The sequence below is a fragment of the Streptomyces sp. NPDC006430 genome, from assembly GCF_040612395.1.
GTDB lineage: Bacteria > Actinomycetota > Actinomycetes > Streptomycetales > Streptomycetaceae > Streptomyces.
On the sequence record NZ_JBEXQA010000026.1, the window covers coordinates 41,470 to 60,284 of the forward strand.

Sequence of the window (18,815 nt, forward strand, 5' to 3'; positions counted from 1 at the left end):
GATCGTTGTACCCGTCGGGCATCCACGCCGCCACCGCGGCAGCGCCCACCGCCAGGCACCCCACGACAGGGCCGGCCCCCCGAGCCGCAGAACCGTTCCCGTGAGGACCCCGCATGACAGCGCCGCCCGGAACACCGCCCCCGCTCGCCGGCGGCTGCACGGGCGCCGACGCCCTGCGCCCCCTGCTCGACACCGTCCTCGACGCCCTCCGCACCGGAGCCCGCGAGCGCGGTGGACCCGTCCCCGCAGGCGGCCCCGACACCGTCACCGCACGCGTCACCGCCGCACTGGGCGACGTACTCCCCGACCACGGAACCGGCGACCACGAAGCGCTCCGGACCCTCGTCCACGCCCTCGCCGCAGGTGCCGCCGACCCCGCCGACCCGCTGTGCACGGCCCACCTGCACGGCCCACCCCTCGCCGTCGCCGTCGCCGCCGACCTCGCCGCGGCGGCCCTCAACCCCTCCCTCGACTCCTGGGACCAGGCCCCCGCCGCCTCCACGATCGAAACCCTCCTCGCCCACACCCTCGCCGCCGAGTTCTACGACACCCCAACCCCCGACGCCCTCGTCACCACCGGCGGCACCGAAGCCAACCAACTCGCCCTGCTCCTGGCCCGCGAACGCCACGGGAACAACCTGACCGTCCTACACGGAGCCAACGCCCACCACTCCGTCCCCCGAGCCGCCTGGCTCCTCGGCCTGCCCCCCTCCACCCCCCTCCCCACCCCCACCGGCACCCTCGACCCCGCACGCCTCGCCGAAGCCCTCGCCTCCACCACCGGCCCCACCCTCGTCACCGCCACCGCGGGCACCACCGACGCCGGCCTCATCGACCCCCTCCACCCCATCGCCGACCTATGCCACCAATACGGCGCCGACCTCCACATCGACGCCGCCTACGGAGGCCTGCTCGCCCTCAGCCCCCGCCACCGCCCCCGCCTCACCGGCCTCGAACGCGCCCAGTCCCTCACCATCGACCTACACAAACTCGGCTGGCAACCCGTCGCCGCAGGCCTCCTCGCCGTCCCCGACAGCAGGCTCCTGGCCCCCCTCACGCACCAAGCCGACTACCTCAACGCCCCCGACGACACCGAAGCCGGACTCCCCGACCTCCTCGGCCGCTCCCTGCGCACCACCCGACGCCCCGACGCCCTCAAGATCGCCACCACCCTGCGCTCACTCGGCCGCGACGGCCTCGCCCACCTCATCGACCGCACCTGCGAACTCGCCCACCACCTGGCCCACCTCCTCGAAGCACACCCCGCCTTCGAACTCCACGCGGCACCCACCCTCACCACCGTCCTCTTCCGGCCCATCCAGGCCGACGACACCCATGTCGCCGCCCTGCGCCGCACCCTCCTCTACGACGGTCACGCCGTACTCGGCCGCGCCACCGCCGACGGACGCCTCTGGCTCAAAGCCACCCTGCTCAACCCCCACACCACAGCCCGGGACCTGGACACCCTCATCACCCTCCTGGAAGGCAGCGCCCACCGATGACCGCCCAGCTCGATGCACCCCACGACCTCGTCGGAATTGGTATCGGCCCGTTCAACCTGTCCCTCGCCGCCCTCGCCCACGGCCTGCCCCGCCAAGGGACCGGCGAACTCGCCACCGCCTTCTACGACCAGCGCCACGACTTCCGCTGGCACCCCGGACTCCTCATCGACGGCACCACCCTCCAAGTCCCCTTCCTCGCCGACCTCGTCACCCTCGCCGACCCGGCCAGCCCCTGGACCTTCCTCAACTACCTCAAGCACAAGGAACGGCTCTTCCCCTTCTACTTCGCCGAGCAGTTCCACATCCAACGCGCCGAGTACGACGCCTACTGCCGCTGGGTCGCCGGCCGCCTCCCCGGACTCCACTTCGGCCACCAAGTCGACGCCGTCCGCTGGAACCCCGAACACGACCTCTTCGAAGTCGACTTCACCCAACTCGACACTGCAGGCGAAGCCGTGGCCCTCGGCCGCACCCACACCCGCAACCTCGCCCTCGGCATCGGCACCGCCCCCTACGTCCCCGAACCCCTGCGCCCCCTCGCCGAAGCCCCCACCGTCCCCGTCATCCACTCCGCCGACTACCTCGACAACCGCCAACGCATCCTCGGCGCCGACCACGTCACCGTCATCGGATCAGGCCAGTCCGGCGCCGAAGTCTTCCTCGACCTGCTCCGCGCACGCCCCACCGGCCGCGAACGCCTCACCTGGCTCGCCCGCACCCCCTCCTTCGCCCCGATGGAGTACTCCAAGCTCGGCCTCGAACACTTCACCCCCGACTACACCCGCTACTTCCACGCCCTGCCCGAACCCGTCCGCGACCAACTCGTCCCCGCCCAGTGGCAACTCCACAAAGGCATCGACGCCACCACCATCGCCGCCATCCACGACGAGCTCTACCGCCGCACCCTCCACGGAGACTGGCCCGACGCCGTCCTCACCCCCGGCGTCACCGTCCGTACCGCCGGCCGCGTCGCCACCACCAAGGTCGAACTCCACCTCGAACACACCCAGCAGGGCACCCGCTCCCGCCTCACCACCGACGCCGTCGTCCTCGCCACCGGCTACCGCGACCGCCCCCTCGGTCAACTCCTCGTCGGCCTCGACCCCTACCTGCGCAAGGACTCCTCGGGCCGCCCCCGCATCGACGAGAACCACCGCATGGTCCTCGACCCCAGCGTCACCGGCAGCATCTTCGTCCAGAACGGCGAACGCCACACCCACGGCGTCGGAGCCCCCGACCTCGGCCTCGCCGCCTGGCGCAGCGCCACCATCCTCAACACCCTCACCGGCAATGAGCCCTACCCCCAGCCCACCCGCACCGCCTTCACCACCTTCGGCCTCGAACAGCGGGAACACCCCCGCCCCCAACCCACGGTCGCACTGCTCCCGCTGTTCGAACGCCCCTAGCCCCAGCCCCTAGCCCAGGCCGCTAGAAGACCGGCACACCGGCCCGGACCAGCCGCCAGTCCACGGACGCGAACTGCGCCGGGTCGACGGTCCCCGTCGCCTTCACCCACTGGATGATCGTGTTACGGATTTCGTCCGAATTCGCCCACAACTGCTTCGCCTGCGGCACATGCGGGAAGTTCCCTCCGCCCGACGCCCGGTAGTTGTTCACCGCCAGCACGAACCGCGCCTGCGGATCCACCGCCTTCCCCTGGAAGGACAGCCCCGTGATCCGCGACCCCACCGGCTGCGCGATATCGATGTCGTACGTCAGCCCGTACACCGCGTCATAGTTGTAGTCCGGAACGCCCTCAGAGTTCGTCAGCTTCGCCGGATCCACCACGTCCCCCGGAGCCGTCCGCACGAAGTACCGCGCCGAATACTCCAGGTAATCCTTCACCTGCGCACCCGTCAACAACCGCGCCTCCATCGTGTTCTCGAACGGGTACAGGCCCGCCGCGTCCTTGATGGTCACCTGCCCCGCCGGAATCGACGCCGTCCGAGAAAAGCACGACGCCTGCGACAGTACCGGCAGCGACGCCCACTCCGTACCGGCCAGCGCCCCCCTCACCGTCTCCGCCTGCACGTGGTTGATCAGATCGATGATCGGCACGTCCTTGACCGGACCCTCCGCAGACGACATCGCCTGCGTCGACGTACCGATCACCTGATTGACGTACGCAACCACCTTGCGGTGCTCGTCCGACAGCAACCGCACGATCTTCGGGTCCTCGACCGCCGTATTCGAGTTCAGCACCCTCGCCGACACCTTCGCCACCGACCAGCAGCCCTTCGACCACATCAGCTCGAAATCAAACAAAGTCAGCCGCTGGCCCCACTTCAGCGGCTCCGACAACACCACCTCCTTGCCGGTCGCCCTGTTCTTCACCCGGTACTCCGGGATCTCCGTGTGCGCGTGCCCCACCAGGATCGCGTCGATCCCCGGCACCTGCTCCGCCACCAGACCCGCCGCGTTCTCGATGTACGGCAACTGGTCCCCGTACGAAGACGTACCGCTCGAACCGGAATGCGCAGACACGATCACCACATCGGCGCCCATCGACCGCAGCTTCGGCACGTACTTCGCCGCCTGCTCCTCAAGACCCGGGAACGTCATCTTCCCCTGCACGTTCGCCTTGTCCCAGATCGCGATCCCCGGATTCGTCAGCCCCAGCACCGCCACCTTCACATCCCGCCCGTGCGGCGTCCGCAACCGGTGCATGCTGTACGGCTGGAACGCCGGCCGCAACGACTTCGCATCCAGCGCGTTCGCCCCCAGCAGCGGAAAGTGACACTGCTCCTCGAACTTGCGCAGCACCGGAATGCCGTAATTGAACTCGTGGTTCCCCAACGCCGCCGCGTCATAACCGATCGCATTCATCGCCTGCGCCATCGGGTGCACCGGACCCCGCCGCGCGGTAATCGGATCCACCTTCGCGTAGTAGTACGACAACTGCGTGCCCTGGATGGTGTCACCCGCATCGATCAGCAGCGTATTGCAGCGCCCCTTCTCCGACCGCACCTGCTGCACCAACGTCGAGATCTTCGCCAGACCGACGTCGTTGTGCGCCTTGTCGTCGAACTCCTTGTCCGTGAAGTAGTCCCAGTTGAAGACGTTCCCGTGCAGATCGGTCGTCCCCATCACCGTGAACGAGTACGTCCGAGGTGCCCGGGCCGCGCCGGCCCCAGCAGCTTCCTCGGCCGCCACTGCCGGGGAGCTCGTGGCCCCCGCCAACGCCACGGCCGCACCCGTCGCAGCCGACGTACCCAAAAACGTCCTACGGTCGAACGCCATGCCATCTCCCCTTGTGAGGCCTGAACAACTCCTGAGGCGTGAACAACGCGCGTAGATTCTGACCGATCAGTAACAACCGGCAACACCCCCACCAGGTTTCGATCCGATGACCAGAGCCCCCCGCGCGACGGTGCGACAGTGAAACCATGACCCAGGACGCATCGCACCAGCCCTACGGAACACCCGAAGTACCCCGCGTCGCCGTCCGAGGCGAAGCCCACCTCGAAGTCGACCCCGAAATCGCCCGCATCGGCATCACCGTCAGCGCCCGCGGCACCGACCGCCGCACCGCCCTCCAAGACCTCACCCGCCGCAACACCGCCGCCCTCGACCTCGTCAAGAGCTACGGCAACGCCGTCGAAAAGGTCGAGACCGGAACCTTCTCCATCAACCCCGAACTCACCCGCCACGGCCGCGCCGAACGCGTCCGCGCCTACCACGGCCGCGTCCACATCACCGCCGAACTCAGCGACTTCACCGCCCTCGGCGAACTCACCACCCGCCTCGCCGACCTCGAACTCACCAGCATCGACGGCCCCTGGTGGGCCCTGCGCCCCACCTCACCCGCCCACGGCGAAGCCCGCCGCCAAGCCGTACTCGAAGCCGTCCAACGCGCCCGCGAATACGCCTCGGCCCTCGGCGCCAACCTCGCCGCCCTCGTCGAACTCGCCGACCTCGGAGCCGAAGACGCCGGACCCCTCAGCCGCTCCGCCGGCGGCGCCATGCGCACCATGGCCTTCTCCGCCACCGAAGAATCCGCAGCCCCACCCCTCGACCTCGAACCCCAACGACAGACCGTCCACGCCCAGGTGAACGCCCGCTTCACGATGACCCCGCCACAGCTCTAAAAACACGTCCGGGGGTGCTCATCAGAGCACCCCCACGCACATTCAAAAATTGTCAACAACCTTTTGCCCAAAGGTTGTTGAGTGGACATCCGGAACCAATTTCCTACTGCCTGGTAGGGGCATACGCTCGCCTCATGCGCCGAGCAAAAATCGTATGCACCCTGGGCCCCGCCACCGACTCATACGACCAGATCAAAGCCCTGGTCGAAGCCGGAATGGACGTCGCCCGCTTCAACCTCAGCCACGGCACCTACGCCGAACACGAGGAGCGCTACCGACACGTGCGCAAGGCCTCCGACGAAACGGGCCGCAGCGTCGGCATCCTCGCAGACCTTCAAGGCCCGAAGATCCGCCTCGCCCGCTTCGCCGAAGGCCCCGTACTCCTTGAACGCGGCGACGAGTTCACCATCACCGTCGACAACGTCCAAGGCGACCGCAACACCTGCGGCACCACCTACAAGGGCCTCGCCACCGACGTCACCACCGGCGAACGCATCCTCGTCGACGACGGCCGCGTCACCCTCCAGGTCACCGCAGTACACGGACCCCACGTCCGCACCACCGTCATCGAAGGCGGCCTGATCTCCGACCACAAGGGACTCAACCTCCCCGGCGTCGCCGTCTCCGTCCCCGCCCTCTCCGACAAGGACATCGAAGACCTCCGCTGGGCCCTGCGCACCGGCGCCGACGTGATCGCCCTCTCCTTCGTCCGCAGCGGCCGCGACATCGAAGACGTCCACCGCATCATGGACGAGGAAGGCCGACGCCTCCCCGTCATCGCAAAGATCGAAAAGCCCCAGGCCGTCGACAACATCGCCGACATCGTCGCCGCCTTCGACGGCATCATGGTCGCCCGCGGCGACCTCGGCGTCGAAATGCCCCTGGAACAAGTCCCCATCGTCCAAAAGCGCGCCGTGAAACTCGCCCAGCGCAACGCCAAGCCCGTCATCGTCGCCACGCAAATGCTCGACTCGATGATCGACAACACCCGGCCCACGCGCGCCGAAGCCTCCGACGTCGCCAACGCCATCATCGACGGCACCGACGCCGTCATGCTCTCCGGCGAAACCAGCGTCGGCAAATACCCCGTGGAAACGGTCAAAACGATGTCCCGCATCGTCGAAGCCGCCGAAGAAGACATCCTGGCCAAGGGACTCCGCCCGCTCACCGAGCTCAGCAAGCCCCGCACCCAGGGCGGGGCCGTCGCCCGCGCCGCCGCCGAGATGGGCGACTTCCTCGGCGCGAAGTTCCTCGTCGCCTTCACCCAGAGCGGAGACACCGTCCGCCGACTCTCCCGCTACCGCTCACCCATCCCCCTCCTCGCCTTCACCCCCGACCCCGCAACCCGCTCCCAACTCAACCTCACCTGGGGCGTCGAAACCTTCCTCGGCCCGCACGTCGACTCCACCGACGCCATGGTCGCCCAGGTCGAGGAGGAACTCCTCCGCATCGGCCGCTGCGTACCCGGAGACGTCGTCGTCATCACCGCGGGCTCGCCCCCCGGCGTCACCGGCTCCACCAACCTGGTCCGCGTCCACCGCATCGGTGACGCCGTCCGCTGACCCCGCCACCCACCGCGTCGGGCGCCGTCCGCCCGACGCGGACCGCAACCGCACCCCGCCACCCTCCACGCCCTCCTCGATACTGCTCGCCCCCACTCGACACCGGCGCGCAGGACATCCCGGGCTGACCCCTCTACGACACCGTGATCTCCGGCTGACGACCCGCCCCAGAGGCCCGCACGCCGGCCGGCCCGTCCACCGGCCCGCCCCGCCCCGGACGCAACAGCACCGCCACCACCACCGCCGTGACAGCCAGAGCGCCGCCACCACAGCGGACCGCCAGGTGCAGCCCCTCCACGAACGCGGCCTCCGTCGCCTCGTGCAACGGCGCGGACATCCGACCCGTGAACACGGCCCCCAGCACCGCAACACCGACGACGCCGCCGACCTCGCGCAGCGTATTGACCGTCGCCGAGGCCATGCCCGCCTGCTCTGGAGCCACGCGCGACATCACCGTGATGGATACCGGCGTGAACGTCATCCCCATGCCGAACCCCATAGTGAGCAACACCCACACGTATTCCGGATAGCGCGCGTCCGCCCCGTACAACGACAGCCCGCCCAGCCCCACCGCACACAGCGCCAGACCGGCCACCAAAGGAACCCGCGGGCCACCGCGCGAGGTCAGCGCGCCTGACAGCGGCGCCGCCACGACGATCACGGCCGTCATCGGCAGCCCCGCCAGCCCCGCGTCCGACGGTGACCACCCCATCAGGCCCTGCATCATCAACGGTAGGAAGAACGTCGCACCGAACATCCCGAAGCTGACCACGAAACCGGTCAGCGCCGCCCCACCAAGCACCCGGTCCCCGAAGAAACGCAGATCGAGCATCGGATCAAGGGCGCGCAACTCGACCATCACGAACGCCCCCAGCGCCAGGACCGCCACCGCCGCGAACACCAACACCCAGCCGTCACCCCACCCGCGCGTCGGCCCCTCGATCAGCGCGTAGACCAGCGAACCGAACCCCAGAGCGGAGAACAACTGCCCCGGCGCGTCGATCCGCCGCGCCCGCGTCGCGAACTCCGGAAGCACCGACACCGCCAGCACCCACCCCGCCACGCCGATCGGCACGTTGATCCAGAACACGCTCGCCCACCCGAACGTATCCACGAGCGGGCCACCCACGACCGGCCCCAACGCCAAACCCAGCGCAGACACACCCGACCACAGCCCGACGGCCCGCGCACGCTCCCTCTCCTCCGTGAACACGTGCCGCAGGATCGCCAGACTGCCCGGCGTCAGCAGCGCAGCGCCCAGCCCCTGCAGCAGACGCGCGGTGACCAGCATCCCGATCGACCCAGACAGCGCGGCAGCCGCCGACCCGGCCGTGAACAGCGCCAGCCCGGTAAGAAAGATCCGCCGGCGCCCGTACAGGTCACCGAGCGTGCCGCCGGTGAGCAGGAGAGCCGCGTACACCAGGCTGTAGCCCTCGACCACCCACTGCAATCCGCTGATCCCCGCATGGAGATCCTCTCCGATGCGGGGCAAGGCGTTGTTGACGATGACGTTGTCGAGCATCGCCATGAACATCGTGGCGCACAGGGCGGCCAGCACGAGCCCCTTGCGTCGGGGGGACGACTCCTCCATCACGCTCCCTAACAGTGTTAGACGTTGACCGATGGGGCAAGAGTGCCTCTAACAGTGTTAGCTTGCAAGTCGGTTCTCACGAAGGAGGCGACCATGGTCGACGAGCCGGTACAAAACACCCCGCCGCCAGCCCTGACCCGCGACGCACTCGTACAAGCAGCCCTTCGCGTACTCGAACGCGAAGGCATCAACGGACTCTCCATGCGCAAGGTCGCCACCGAACTCGGCGTCAAAGCAGCCTCGCTCTACTGGCACGTCCGCAACAAGGAACAACTCCTCGACCTGCTCACCGACGCACTCATGGCCGACGCCGAACCACCACCCCGCGAAGGGGACTGGCGCACGCAGTTCCGCGCGTACTGCATCCGCTACCGCAGCCACCTGCTCGGAAAGCGCGACGCAGCCAGAGTCGTCGCGGGCCGCCTCGCCCCCGGCCCACACCTACTGCGCCTCATGGAAGACCAACTCGACCGGCTCCGGACCGCCGGATTCAACGACGCCGACGCAGCCCTCATCACCTACCTGCTCGGCGCCTACGTCCAGGGCTTCGTCCTCCAAGAACAGGCCCCCATCGCCGCCTCCGAAACCACCGGCACCAGCCGCCGCGACGTCGCCGTCTCCGTGGGAGACCGCTTCCGCGCCCTGCCTCCGGAAACCTTCCCGAACCTGGTCGCCCTCGCCGGCGACCTCACTGACCCCTCCATGGAAGCCCGCTTCACCTTCGGCCTCGAACGCCTCCTCGACGGTATGGCCGCCCTGCTGGACCCGCCCCGCTCCTAGTGCTTCGGCCCGATGTGGGCGTCCATCAACGCGACGGACGCCTTGCGGGCGATGGACACGTTGAACGGGTCGCTGCCCCGCGCCAGGACCGTCCACTGGACCCCCACCTTGGCCAGCGTGTCCGTACAGAGCTTCCGGATGTCGTCGGACTTGTTGGTGAAGAAGTACCGCGGGTACTCGTAGCGCTTGCCGTTCCTGACGGTCCAGTTGATGATCCGACACCCGTCGGAGTGGATCAGCCCCCGGAGGAACTCCCACGGGTGGACATCGACGATCTCCTGCTGCCAGCCCTCCAGGACGATCCGCCGCTCGTGTTTCTTGCCGGGCCCGTGCTGCGGAAACATGCACGTCCAGTGATGCGTGTAGGACTTCACCTCCACGCACCCGGCCTTGTGTCGGCGACCTACCTTGGGCATGGGCATCACGAGGCGCATCGCTTCTTCGGCGGCGTCGATGAGTCCGGTCCAAAGCGCGTCGCAAAAGATGGACAGGTGGTGCTGTTTGGGCTTCGAGATGATGTGGCCGTCGCCGAGGTAGAGCCCTAAGAGGTAGGCGTACGCCACGTGGTCGAACGGGCGGTCTAGGCATCTCGGGCAGTCGGTCGGCTGCGTGTAGGTTTCGCCGCGGCGCTTCCGGTCCTCATGCCGCCACCAGCCCACGGTGCCGCGAGGAATGCCGAAGTGTTCGGCGACGGCGCGATTGGTTTCGCCTCGGCGGAGGAGGATCAGTGCCTGTTCGCGGGTCGAAGGGTTGTGCTCCACGCGTGAAAGCTTCGACGACATTCGCCCGATTGGCTGCAATTCGAAGGTATGTTCACCAGTGCGAGTGAAGATCGCGGAATCGTCTCGCGACCTTTAAATCGAAGGAGAAGTGCCCCGGGTCGGATTCGAACCGACGCTGAATGGGTTTTGAATCCATCGCCTCTACCGCTGGGCTACCGGGGCCCCTTGGAAACAAAGGATACCTGAGACCCTCCGTGCAACAAACATACAGGAGCTAGGTAGGCTCGTGGGAGCTGTTATGCCCCGTAACGAGGAGCCCCCGTGACCGCCGAGCACGAGTCGACGCCCACGCCCGACGCCGACCAGTCGCACGTTCCGCCGCTGACGACCCGTGTCGTCATCGCCGAGGACGAGGCGCTCATCCGTCTCGACCTGAAAGAGATGCTCGAAGAGGAGGGCTACGCCGTCGTCGGTGAGGCCGGTGATGGCCAGACCGCCGTCGAGCTGGCCCGGGAGCACCGGCCCGACCTGGTGATCCTGGATGTGAAGATGCCCGTCCTGGACGGGATCTCCGCGGCCGAGAAGATCGCGGAGGAGTCCATCGCTCCCGTGCTCATGCTGACCGCGTTCTCGCAGCGCGACCTGGTCGAGCGGGCCCGGGATGCGGGGGCCATGGCGTACCTCGTGAAGCCGTTCAGCAAGAGCGATGTCGTGCCGGCGATCGAGATGGCCGTGTCGCGCTTCGCGGAGCTGCGCGCGCTGGAGCAGGAGGTCGCGGACCTCTCGCAGCGTTTGGAGACCCGCAAGCTCGTGGACCGCGCCAAGAGCATCCTGCAGACGCAGTACGGCCTGAGCGAGCCCGCCGCGTTCCGGTGGATCCAGAAGACCTCCATGGACCGTCGTATGTCCATGCAGCAGGTCGCGGAGGCGGTCATCGAGGACGCCGAGGAGAAGAAGAACGCCGCGAAGTAGCGGGAGGACATGCGTGAGGCCCGCCACCGGGGACGGTGGCGGGCCTCACGCATGTGCGGTGGGGAGATCAGTCCTCGCCGAGGTACGCCTTGCGGACGTCCTCGTTGTGGAGGAGCTCCTGGCCGGAGCCGGAGAGCACGATCTTGCCGATCTCCATCACGTGGGCCTGGTCGGCCAGCGAGAGGGCGGCCTGGGCGTTCTGCTCGACGAGCAGGATGGTGGTGCCCGTGGCCTTGAGCTCGGCGATGGTCGCCATGATCTTCTGCATCATCAGCGGGGAGAGGCCCATGGAGGGCTCGTCCAGCATGAGCAGCTTGGGCTGGGACATGAGGGCCCGGCCCATGGCGAGCATCTGCTGTTCGCCGCCCGAGAGGGTGCCGGCGGCCTGCTTGCGGCGTTCACCCAGGATGGGGAACATCTCGTAGGCGCGCTGGATGTCCTTCTCGATGCCCTCCTTGTCGGTGCGCAGGAAGGCGCCGAGCTGGAGGTTTTCGGCGATCGTCAGCCGGGGGAAGATGTGGCGCCCCTCGGGGGAGTGGGCGAGTCCCAGGGAGACGATCTTGTGGGCGGGGACGCTGGTGAGGGGCTGGCCGTCGAAGGTGATGGTGCCGCCGGCGGGCTTGAGGAGCCCGGAGAGCGTGCGCAGGGTGGTCGTCTTGCCGGCGCCGTTGGTGCCGACGAGGCAGACGATCTCTCCTTCGTTGACCGTGAAGGAGATGCCCTTGACGGCTTCGATCTTGCCGTAGGCGACCTTGAGGTCGTTGACCTCGAGTAGTGCGGTCACTTGGCGTCTCCGTCCGTGCTGGTGGTGCTGGTGGTGCTGTCCGCGTCGGGTGCGGCCTCGGCGTCTGCGTCGGCGGCAACCTCAGCGTCCGCGTCGGCCTCGGTCGCAGCCTCGGCCGGCGTCTCAGCTTCGGCCTCAGCCTCGGCCTCAGCCGGCGCCTCGGCCTCAGCCGGCGCCTCGGCCTCAGCCGGCGCCTCGGCCTCAGCCGGCGCCTCGGCCTCGGCCGCCGCGTGTGCTTCGGCGGCTTCCACCTCGGCGACCTCCGCCGCGCCCGGGTCGCCTTCGAAGGGCTCGCCGAGGTAGGCGGCGACGACGCGCTCGTCGCCCTGGACCTCGGCCGCGGTGCCTTCGATGAGCTTTTCGCCCTGGACGAGGCAGGCGACGCGGTCGCAGAGGTTGAAGATGAAGCGCATGTCGTGCTCGATGACGAGTACGGCGATGCCCATGTCGCGGATGGCGAAGATGAGCTCTTCGGCCGCGCGGGTCTCCTGCGGGTTCATGCCGGCGGTCGGCTCGTCCAGGAGGATGAGGCCGGGGTCGCTGGCGAGGGCGCGGGCGATTTCGAGCTTGCGCTGCTCGCCGTAGGGGAGGTTCTTGGCGAGGTGCTGGGCCTTGTTCTGGAGGCCGATGAACTCCAGGAGCTCCATCGCCCGTGCCTCGCTGGCGGCTTCGGCCTTCTTGAAGCCGGGGCCGCGCAGGAGCGCCGACCAGAGGCCTTCCTTGGTGCGGGTGTGGCGTCCGACGAGGACGTTCTCCAGCACCGTCATGTTGTGGAAGAGCCGGATGTTCTGGAAGGTGCGGGCGATGCCGGCGCTGGTGACCAGGTGCGGCTTGGGCGGCAGGACCGTGCCCTTGTAGCTGACGGTTCCCTCGGTGGGGACGTACAGCCCGGTGAGGCAGTTGAAGAAGGTCGTCTTGCCGGCGCCGTTGGGGCCGATGAGGCCGACGATCTCGCCCGCGTTGACCTTGAGGTCCACGCCCTTGACGGCGGTGAGGCCGCCGAAGCGCATGGTGACGCCGCTGGCTTCGAGGACGGTGGTCGCCGTGGTGGTGGTGGTGTCTGTGGTGGTCATGGTGTTCACGCACCCGCCTTGGCGGTGGCCAGGTCCGTGGGGGCCTGGTCAGCGGTGTCGTCGTGGAACTCGAGCTGCGCACGCTTGTTGGCGATGAGGCCTTCAGGGCGGAAGCGCATGAGCAGGATGAGGGCGATGCCGAACGCGAGGAGCTGGTAGTCCTGGAGGAAGGCCAGCTTCGCCGGGATCAGGAAGAGCAGTGCGGCGCCGAGGATGGGGCCGCGGATGGTGCCCATGCCGCCGAGGATGACGGCGGCGAGGAGGAACGCGGAGTTCGGCGGGACGGGCCCGGCGAAGACGTAGTTCTCGGGGACGACCGTGCTGTTCACGTGTGCCTGGACGGTGCCGGCGAGGCCCGCGAGGGTGGCGCCGAGGGCGAAGGCGATGAGCTTGACCTTGAAGCCGTTGATGCCCATGGCCTCGGCGGCGGTCTCGTCCTCGCGGATGGCGACCCAGGCGCGGCCGATGCGGCTGTTGCCGGCTCGGGCGAAGACCAGGACGACCAGGGCCATCACGAGCAGCATCAGGAAGTAGTAGTTGGCGTAGGCGCCGAGGGTGATGCCGCCGACGTCGTGGGACTCCCCGAAGTTCCACCCGAAGAGTTCGAGGTGGGGGATGTTGGGGATGCCGTTGGGGCCGTTGGTGATGTCGGGGCCGGAGGTGCCGTCGAGGTTGCCCATGGCGATGCGGAAGATTTCTCCGAAGCCGAGGGTGACGATGGCGAGGTAGTCGCCGCGCAGGCGGAGCGTGGGTGCTCCGATGACCACGCCGAAGATGAGCGAGGCGAGGGCGCCGACGATGACCGCTGCCCAGAAGGGGAGCTGGAAGCCGAAGGCGGAGGCGGTGCTGCCGGAGACCAGGGCGGCGGCGTAGGCGCCGACGCCGAGGAAGGCGACGTAACCGAGGTCGAGCAGGCCCGCGAGGCCGACGACGACGTTGAGGCCGAGGGCGACGGTCGCGAAGATCAGGATGTTCACCGCGATGAGCGTGTACGTGTCGCCGCTCTGCTGGATGAACGGGAAGGCGATCGCGGCGGCCGCGGTGCCCATCAGGGTGACCTGGCGGTTGTTCGCGGTGATGGCGCTGAACCGGTCGAGGAGGCCGGACTTGAGCAGGGCGAGGGCCGCGAAGCCGACCGTGATCAAGTAGGCGACGAAGAGCTGGGGCTCCTTGTCGTCGGTGTCGATGCCGTAGGTGATGACGTAGAGGCCGAGGGCGAAGACGCCGACGATGATGAGGATTTCGGCCCAGGAGGACAGCTTCTTGGCGGGGGCCGCCTTGTGGCTGTCATCGGGGAGCTTGAGTGAGGCGAGGGCCGGGATGAGCGAGCCGGCGAAGGCGACGTAGGCGCCGGGTTCGAGGTGGACGATGCCGCCGAGGACGACGGTGATGGAGACGACCGTGAAACCTGTGGCCAGGAAGTTGCCGATGGCCAGGAACCCGATGGCCTTGCGGGAGCCGGTGGGGGCGAGCCAGCCGAGGCCCTTCACGTCGAGCGCGGCGAGCGCGTAGACGAGAGTGAGGACTGCGCCGGCGAGGGTGACGAACTGGATCGGGGCCGGGCTGCCGTAGTAGGTGAGGTCACCGGGGAACTTGGCGGTCCAGGTCCAGGCGAGGAAGGCGCTGACGACGGTCAGCAGGCTTCCGCCGATGACCGTGTAGAGCAGGGCGGTCCGGGAGACGGCACCGGTGGTTGCCGCCTCGGCCTCGATCGGGAGGGTTGCTTCGTTGGTCATGGTTCTCACGCCCGATCCGCGACGCGCTCGCCGAGCAGGCCTTGTGGCCGCACGAGGAGGACGACGATGAGGAGTACGAACGCCCAGACGTTGGACCAGGCTCCACCGCCGAGCTGCGACATGCCGGGGATGTCTTCGATGTAGGCGATCGACAGGGCCTCGGCGAGGCCGAGGACGACGCCGCCGACCATGGCGCCGTAGATGTTGCCGATGCCGCCGAGGACGGCCGCGGTGAAGGCCTTGAGGCCGAGGATGAAGCCCATCTCGAAGTTGATCTGGCCCTTGTCGAGACCGTAGGCGACGGCGGCGACGGCGGCGAACGCGGCACCGATGGCGAAGGCCATGACGATGATGCGGTCGGTGTTGATGCCCATCAGCTTCGCGGTGTCGGGGTCCTGCGCGGTGGCCTGCATGGCGCGGCCGCTGCGGCTCTTCTGGACGAAGATGCCGAGGGTGAGCATGCAGAGCGGGGCGAGGATGAGCACGAAGAGGTCCGCGCGCTGGATGGCGAGGCTGTCGGTGAGCTTGAAGGCTTCGCCCTTGAACTCGGGGAAGCTGACGGCCTTCTTGGCGTCCGGGTAGAACTGCCAGACGAGCTGCTGGAGCGCGATCGAGAGGCCGATTGCGGTGATGAGGGGGGCGAGCCGGGGAGCGCTGCGCAGGGGACGGTACGCGAAGCGTTCGGCTGCGGTGGCTACGGCGACGGAGGCGAGTGCGCCTCCGACGATCATGATGGGGATCGCGATCAGCAGGGAGGTGCCGGTCGGGAGGGCGGCGTAGGCGGTGAGCGCGCCGAAGCCGCCGATCATGAAGATCTCGCCGTGGGCGAAGTTGATGAGCTGGACAATGCCGTAGACCATGGTGTACCCGATGGCTATGAGGCCATAAAGGGCACCGAGGGCAAGGCCGTTGGCCAGCTGTTGCGGCAGTTCGTGCACCGCAGGGCCTCCGATGAGCGTGTCGGATAAGACTCCGCGCGAGGGCGCTGTTGCGCCCTCGCGCGGTGGGTTTGGTTCAGGTGCGGCTGGTGGAGCGGGGTCCTACGGGATTACTGGTTGAAGGTGTCGCTCTTGACGTCGACCCACTTGCCGCCCTCGACCTTGTAGACCGTGAGCTGCTTGTTGGTGGTGTCGCCGTACTCGTCGAAGGCGACCTTGCCGGTCACGCCTTCGAAGGAGACCTTGCCGAGGGCCTCGACGACCTTGGCGCGGGCGTCGGTGGGGAGCTTGCCACCGTTGGCGGCGACGACGGCCTTGACGGCCTGGATGACGGACCAGCCGGCGTCGTAGGAGTAACCGCCGTAGGCCGCGTAGGGGTCCTTGTAGCCGCCGGCCTTGTAGTCCTCGATGAACTTCTTGGCGGTGTCGAGCTTCTCGACCGGGTAGCCGATGGAGGTGGAGAGGTCGCCCTCGTTGGCCTCGCCGGAGGCGGTGATGAAGGCGGGGTCCTGGATGCCGTCGCCGCCCATGAGCGGGACGTTGGCGCCGGCCTTCTTGACCTGGTCGGCGAGGAGGCCGCCCTCGGGGTACTGGCCGCCGAAGTAGACGGAGTCGGCGCCGGAGGACTTGACCTTGTCGGCGGTGGAGGAGAAGTCGGTCTCCTTCACGGTGACGTGGTCGGTGCCGACGATCTCGCCGCCGAGCTTCTTGAACTCCTCGGAGAAGATCGCGGCGAGGCCGGCGCCGTAGGTCTGCTTGTCGTCGACGACGAAGACCTTCTTCTTGCCGGCGTCCTTGAAGAGGTACTGGGCGGCGAACTTGCCCTGGACCACGTCGGTGGCGGCGGTGCGGAAGTAGGTCTTGAAGGGCCGCTTGAACTCGCCCTTGCCCCAGTTGTCGCCCTGGCTGAGCGCGGGGTTGGTGTTGGCGGGGGAGACCTGCGCCAGGTTGGCGGAGGCGAAGACGCCCTGCATCTGCTGCGCGACGCCGGAGTTCAGGGGGCCGACGACGCCGACGACGTCCTTGTTGCCGACGAGCTTGGTGGCGTTGGCCTGACCGGAGGCGGGGACCGCCTGGTCGTCGAGGCCCTCGACCTTGAACTCGATGCCCGGGACCTCGTTGTTCTTGTTGGCGGTCTTGGCCGCGAGGTCGACGGAGTTCTTGATGCCCTGGCCGAGCGCCGAGAGCGAGCCGGTGAGGGGGGCGTCCACGCCGATGACGACGACGGTCTTGGAGCCGTCGGACTTGTCCCCGGTCTTCGCCTCATCGCGCGAGCCGCAGGCGGTGAGGGTCAGTGCTCCCGTGGTGATCACGGTGGTGAGGACGAGCAAAGAACGGTGTCGCACGATTCTTCCTTTCCCTGGCGCGGCCCCCTCGATGAGGTGCCGTTTGGTCGCCGGGCCGCACTGGGATCTCCACGGCCGTGCTGGGTTGCGCCCTGCGGCGCGGTGACTGGCCGTGACTCTAGGGCCGAGGTGGCGAGTGCGGGGAGCGGGGAAAGGAGGATGTGACTGTCTTGTTATGCCAAGGCCAAGAATGTGTGGCGGGAGTACGGACAGATCGGGCGTTTGGCGACTTCGGGGAATGTCCGCATGCTGAGAATTCCCCGTTCCTCTAAGGGGCTTGAGGCCCTCATGGTCCTGTCATTGATCGAAGTTGGCGGAATGTCGCAGGCTGTGTCCGAAAGAATCCGTCGGGTGGCATTCCGCCAGGGAAAAAGAGGATTCTGTGGGGCGTGGGCATTACTGAGGGTAATTACCGCCCTTGATCCACTGCACTCTTTTGGATCTTGGTCCTGCGGGTGAAGGGCCCCCGACCTGCGGATCGGCCGTACGTCGACGGGTGCCCGGAAGCCGGACAGCGTGCGCGGGATTCCGGTCACCCGGCCGGGCTCGGCGGTCGCCAGTTCTCCGAGCTCCAGGTGGCCCCGTTCTGCTCGGCGCAGCGTTGTGCCACGAGCCGATCGATCAGCTCAAGTGCCTTGTCCAGTCCGGCTGTTCGCTCTTCGGAGCGGCCTGCGGCGACCGCGTCCTCGTGGATCGCGTACTGGTCGTTGGAGAGCCCCTTCTGCTCCCAGTCCAGACCGGACCACGTGGTGCCCTTGAGGGTCTCCTTCGCCCAGTAGGACACGAGACTTGTACAGATCTGGGCGGGTGAGGAGGGGCTGGATACGGGTGTTGAAGGGGCCTGTCGGGCGTGTGGGGCGGAAGTGGAGCATCCGGGCAGAGCGAGTGCCGCAAGGAGGGCGGCGATGCCGTACCGGGCCGCTTTGTGTGGCTGGGTCCCCATGAGGGGAAGGTAGGCGGTCACCTTCGGTGACACAACAGTCCTGGGGGCTCCGTGCGCGGACTGGCGGATTCCGGGCGGTTGGCCTGGCGTGGGGCGGCCGGGGCGGCCTGGCGGAGGCGGTCGCGGTCCGATGTGGCCGGATGTGGTCCGTCGGGGCGCCGCCGCCGGGACCGGCCCGCACCTGCCGCAGGCCCGGATCCCACCCGGTGGGGCGGCATCCGGGCCTGCGGGGGCTCGGGACGGGAGGCGGCGGAAGGGAGGAGAAGGGGGGAGAGGGGGGATCAGGCGTCGGCGGCCGGTCCGGCGTCGCGCAGCAGGCAGGTCAGGCGGGCGCTGCACACCCTGCGGTCCTGCTCGTCGCTGATCACGATGTCGAAGGTGGCGGTGGTACGGCCGCGGTGCACCGGGGTGGCGACACCGGTGACCGTGCCGGAGCGGGCGCCCCGGTGGTGGGTGCAGTTGAGGTCCACGCCTACGGCGATCTTGTTGATGCCGCCGTGCATCATCGCGCCGACGGAGCCGAGGGTCTCGGCCAGGACGGCGGAGGCTCCGCCGTGCAGCAGTCCGTACGGCTGGGTGTTGCCCTTGACCGGCATGGTGCCGACGACCCGCTCGGCCGAGGCCTCCAAGATGCGGATGTCCATCCGCGCGCCGAGGTCGCCCGCCGAGAACAGCGCGGGCAGGTCGATGCCCAGGGCCGCGTACTCGTCGAGGACTTCCTGCGGGAACTTCACAGCGTGCTGCTCGCCCATGGGCAGGCTCCGTTCGTCAACGATCG

16 protein-coding genes and 1 tRNA gene are annotated in these 18,815 nt (G+C 68.3%); 6 read left to right on the forward strand and 11 right to left on the reverse strand.

Going from position 1 to position 18,815, the window contains the following annotated elements; all coding sequences use genetic code 11:
• Positions 1-113 precede the first annotated feature (113 nt).
• Both ABZZ20_RS28355 and ABZZ20_RS28360 read left to right on the forward strand, forming a co-directional pair.
• A complete protein-coding gene (locus ABZZ20_RS28355) occupies positions 114-1,502 on the forward strand; it encodes an aminotransferase class V-fold PLP-dependent enzyme (RefSeq protein WP_356874325.1) in 1,389 nt (462 codons plus the stop codon).
• Positions 1,499-2,908 (forward strand): SidA/IucD/PvdA family monooxygenase, encoded by a 1,410-nt coding sequence (locus tag ABZZ20_RS28360; protein ID WP_356874327.1) that lies wholly within the window; start codon positions 1,499-1,501, stop codon positions 2,906-2,908. The genes ABZZ20_RS28355 and ABZZ20_RS28360 overlap by 4 nt, the downstream gene beginning before the upstream one ends.
• A 22-nt stretch (positions 2,909-2,930) precedes the next feature.
• Here ABZZ20_RS28360 and ABZZ20_RS28365 read toward each other — a convergent pair whose 3' ends face one another.
• On the reverse strand, positions 2,931-4,742 hold the full coding sequence (locus ABZZ20_RS28365; protein ID WP_356874328.1) for a 5'-nucleotidase C-terminal domain-containing protein: 1,812 nt from the start codon (positions 4,740-4,742) through the stop codon (positions 2,931-2,933).
• 146 nt (positions 4,743-4,888) lie between these two features.
• Here ABZZ20_RS28365 and ABZZ20_RS28370 point away from each other — a divergent pair, with 146 nt between their 5' ends.
• Together ABZZ20_RS28370 and pyk are read left to right on the forward strand one after the other, a co-directional pair.
• Positions 4,889-5,590: an SIMPL domain-containing protein gene (locus ABZZ20_RS28370; protein WP_356874330.1), complete on the forward strand. Its 702-nt coding sequence runs from the start codon at positions 4,889-4,891 to the stop codon at positions 5,588-5,590.
• Between the two features lie 134 nt (positions 5,591-5,724).
• Positions 5,725-7,152, forward strand: coding sequence for a pyruvate kinase (gene pyk, locus ABZZ20_RS28375; RefSeq protein WP_356874331.1), 1,428 nt, complete (start codon positions 5,725-5,727; stop codon positions 7,150-7,152).
• A gap of 133 nt (positions 7,153-7,285) precedes the next feature.
• Here the strand turns inward: pyk and ABZZ20_RS28380 are convergent, their stop codons facing one another.
• Entirely contained in the window at positions 7,286-8,743 is a 1,458-nt protein-coding gene (locus tag ABZZ20_RS28380; RefSeq protein WP_356874333.1) for an MFS transporter, read from the reverse strand.
• Positions 8,744-8,836: 93 nt separating this feature from the next.
• On the opposite strand from ABZZ20_RS28380, the gene ABZZ20_RS28385 reads away from it, so the two are divergent.
• On the forward strand, positions 8,837-9,523 hold the full coding sequence (locus ABZZ20_RS28385; RefSeq protein WP_356874335.1) for a TetR/AcrR family transcriptional regulator C-terminal domain-containing protein: 687 nt from the start codon (positions 8,837-8,839) through the stop codon (positions 9,521-9,523).
• Here ABZZ20_RS28385 and ABZZ20_RS28390 read toward each other — a convergent pair.
• Both ABZZ20_RS28390 and ABZZ20_RS28395 read right to left on the reverse strand, forming a co-directional pair.
• Positions 9,520-10,284 carry a helix-turn-helix domain-containing protein gene (locus ABZZ20_RS28390; RefSeq protein ID WP_356874337.1) on the reverse strand — a complete coding sequence of 255 codons (765 nt, stop codon included), beginning with the start codon at positions 10,282-10,284 and terminating at the stop codon, positions 9,520-9,522. The two genes, ABZZ20_RS28385 and ABZZ20_RS28390, sit on opposite strands and share 4 nt — an antisense overlap.
• A 110-nt stretch (positions 10,285-10,394) precedes the next feature.
• Positions 10,395-10,467, reverse strand: a tRNA-Leu gene (locus tag ABZZ20_RS28395).
• Between the two features lie 99 nt (positions 10,468-10,566).
• Here ABZZ20_RS28395 and ABZZ20_RS28400 point away from each other — a divergent pair.
• A complete protein-coding gene (locus ABZZ20_RS28400; RefSeq protein WP_356874339.1) occupies positions 10,567-11,217 on the forward strand; it encodes a response regulator in 651 nt (216 codons plus the stop codon).
• 67 nt (positions 11,218-11,284) lie between these two features.
• On the opposite strand, the gene ABZZ20_RS28405 is transcribed toward ABZZ20_RS28400, so the two are convergent.
• The 7 genes from ABZZ20_RS28405 to ABZZ20_RS28435 form a co-directional block, all read right to left on the reverse strand.
• Positions 11,285-12,001 carry an ABC transporter ATP-binding protein gene (locus ABZZ20_RS28405; RefSeq protein WP_356874341.1) on the reverse strand — a complete coding sequence of 239 codons (717 nt, stop codon included), beginning with the start codon at positions 11,999-12,001 and terminating at the stop codon, positions 11,285-11,287.
• The gene (locus ABZZ20_RS28410; RefSeq protein ID WP_356874343.1) at positions 11,998-13,074 is read right to left on the reverse strand and encodes an ABC transporter ATP-binding protein; all 1,077 of its coding nucleotides are present in this window, start codon (positions 13,072-13,074) and stop codon (positions 11,998-12,000) included. The genes ABZZ20_RS28405 and ABZZ20_RS28410 overlap by 4 nt, the downstream gene beginning before the upstream one ends.
• 5 nt (positions 13,075-13,079) lie before the next feature.
• A complete protein-coding gene (locus tag ABZZ20_RS28415) occupies positions 13,080-14,810 on the reverse strand; it encodes a branched-chain amino acid ABC transporter permease (RefSeq protein WP_356874345.1) in 1,731 nt (576 codons plus the stop codon).
• Positions 14,811-14,815: 5 nt separating this feature from the next.
• Positions 14,816-15,748 carry a branched-chain amino acid ABC transporter permease gene (locus ABZZ20_RS28420; protein WP_356874347.1) on the reverse strand — a complete coding sequence of 311 codons (933 nt, stop codon included), beginning with the start codon at positions 15,746-15,748 and terminating at the stop codon, positions 14,816-14,818.
• Between the two features lie 110 nt (positions 15,749-15,858).
• Entirely contained in the window at positions 15,859-17,094 is a 1,236-nt protein-coding gene (locus ABZZ20_RS28425; protein WP_356874349.1) for a branched-chain amino acid ABC transporter substrate-binding protein, read from the reverse strand.
• A 532-nt stretch (positions 17,095-17,626) separates the two neighbouring features.
• Positions 17,627-17,878 carry a hypothetical protein gene (locus ABZZ20_RS28430; protein ID WP_356874351.1) on the reverse strand — a complete coding sequence of 84 codons (252 nt, stop codon included), beginning with the start codon at positions 17,876-17,878 and terminating at the stop codon, positions 17,627-17,629.
• A gap of 440 nt (positions 17,879-18,318) precedes the next feature.
• On the reverse strand, positions 18,319-18,789 hold the full coding sequence (locus ABZZ20_RS28435; RefSeq protein ID WP_356874353.1) for a hotdog fold thioesterase: 471 nt from the start codon (positions 18,787-18,789) through the stop codon (positions 18,319-18,321).
• Positions 18,790-18,815 lie beyond the last annotated feature (26 nt).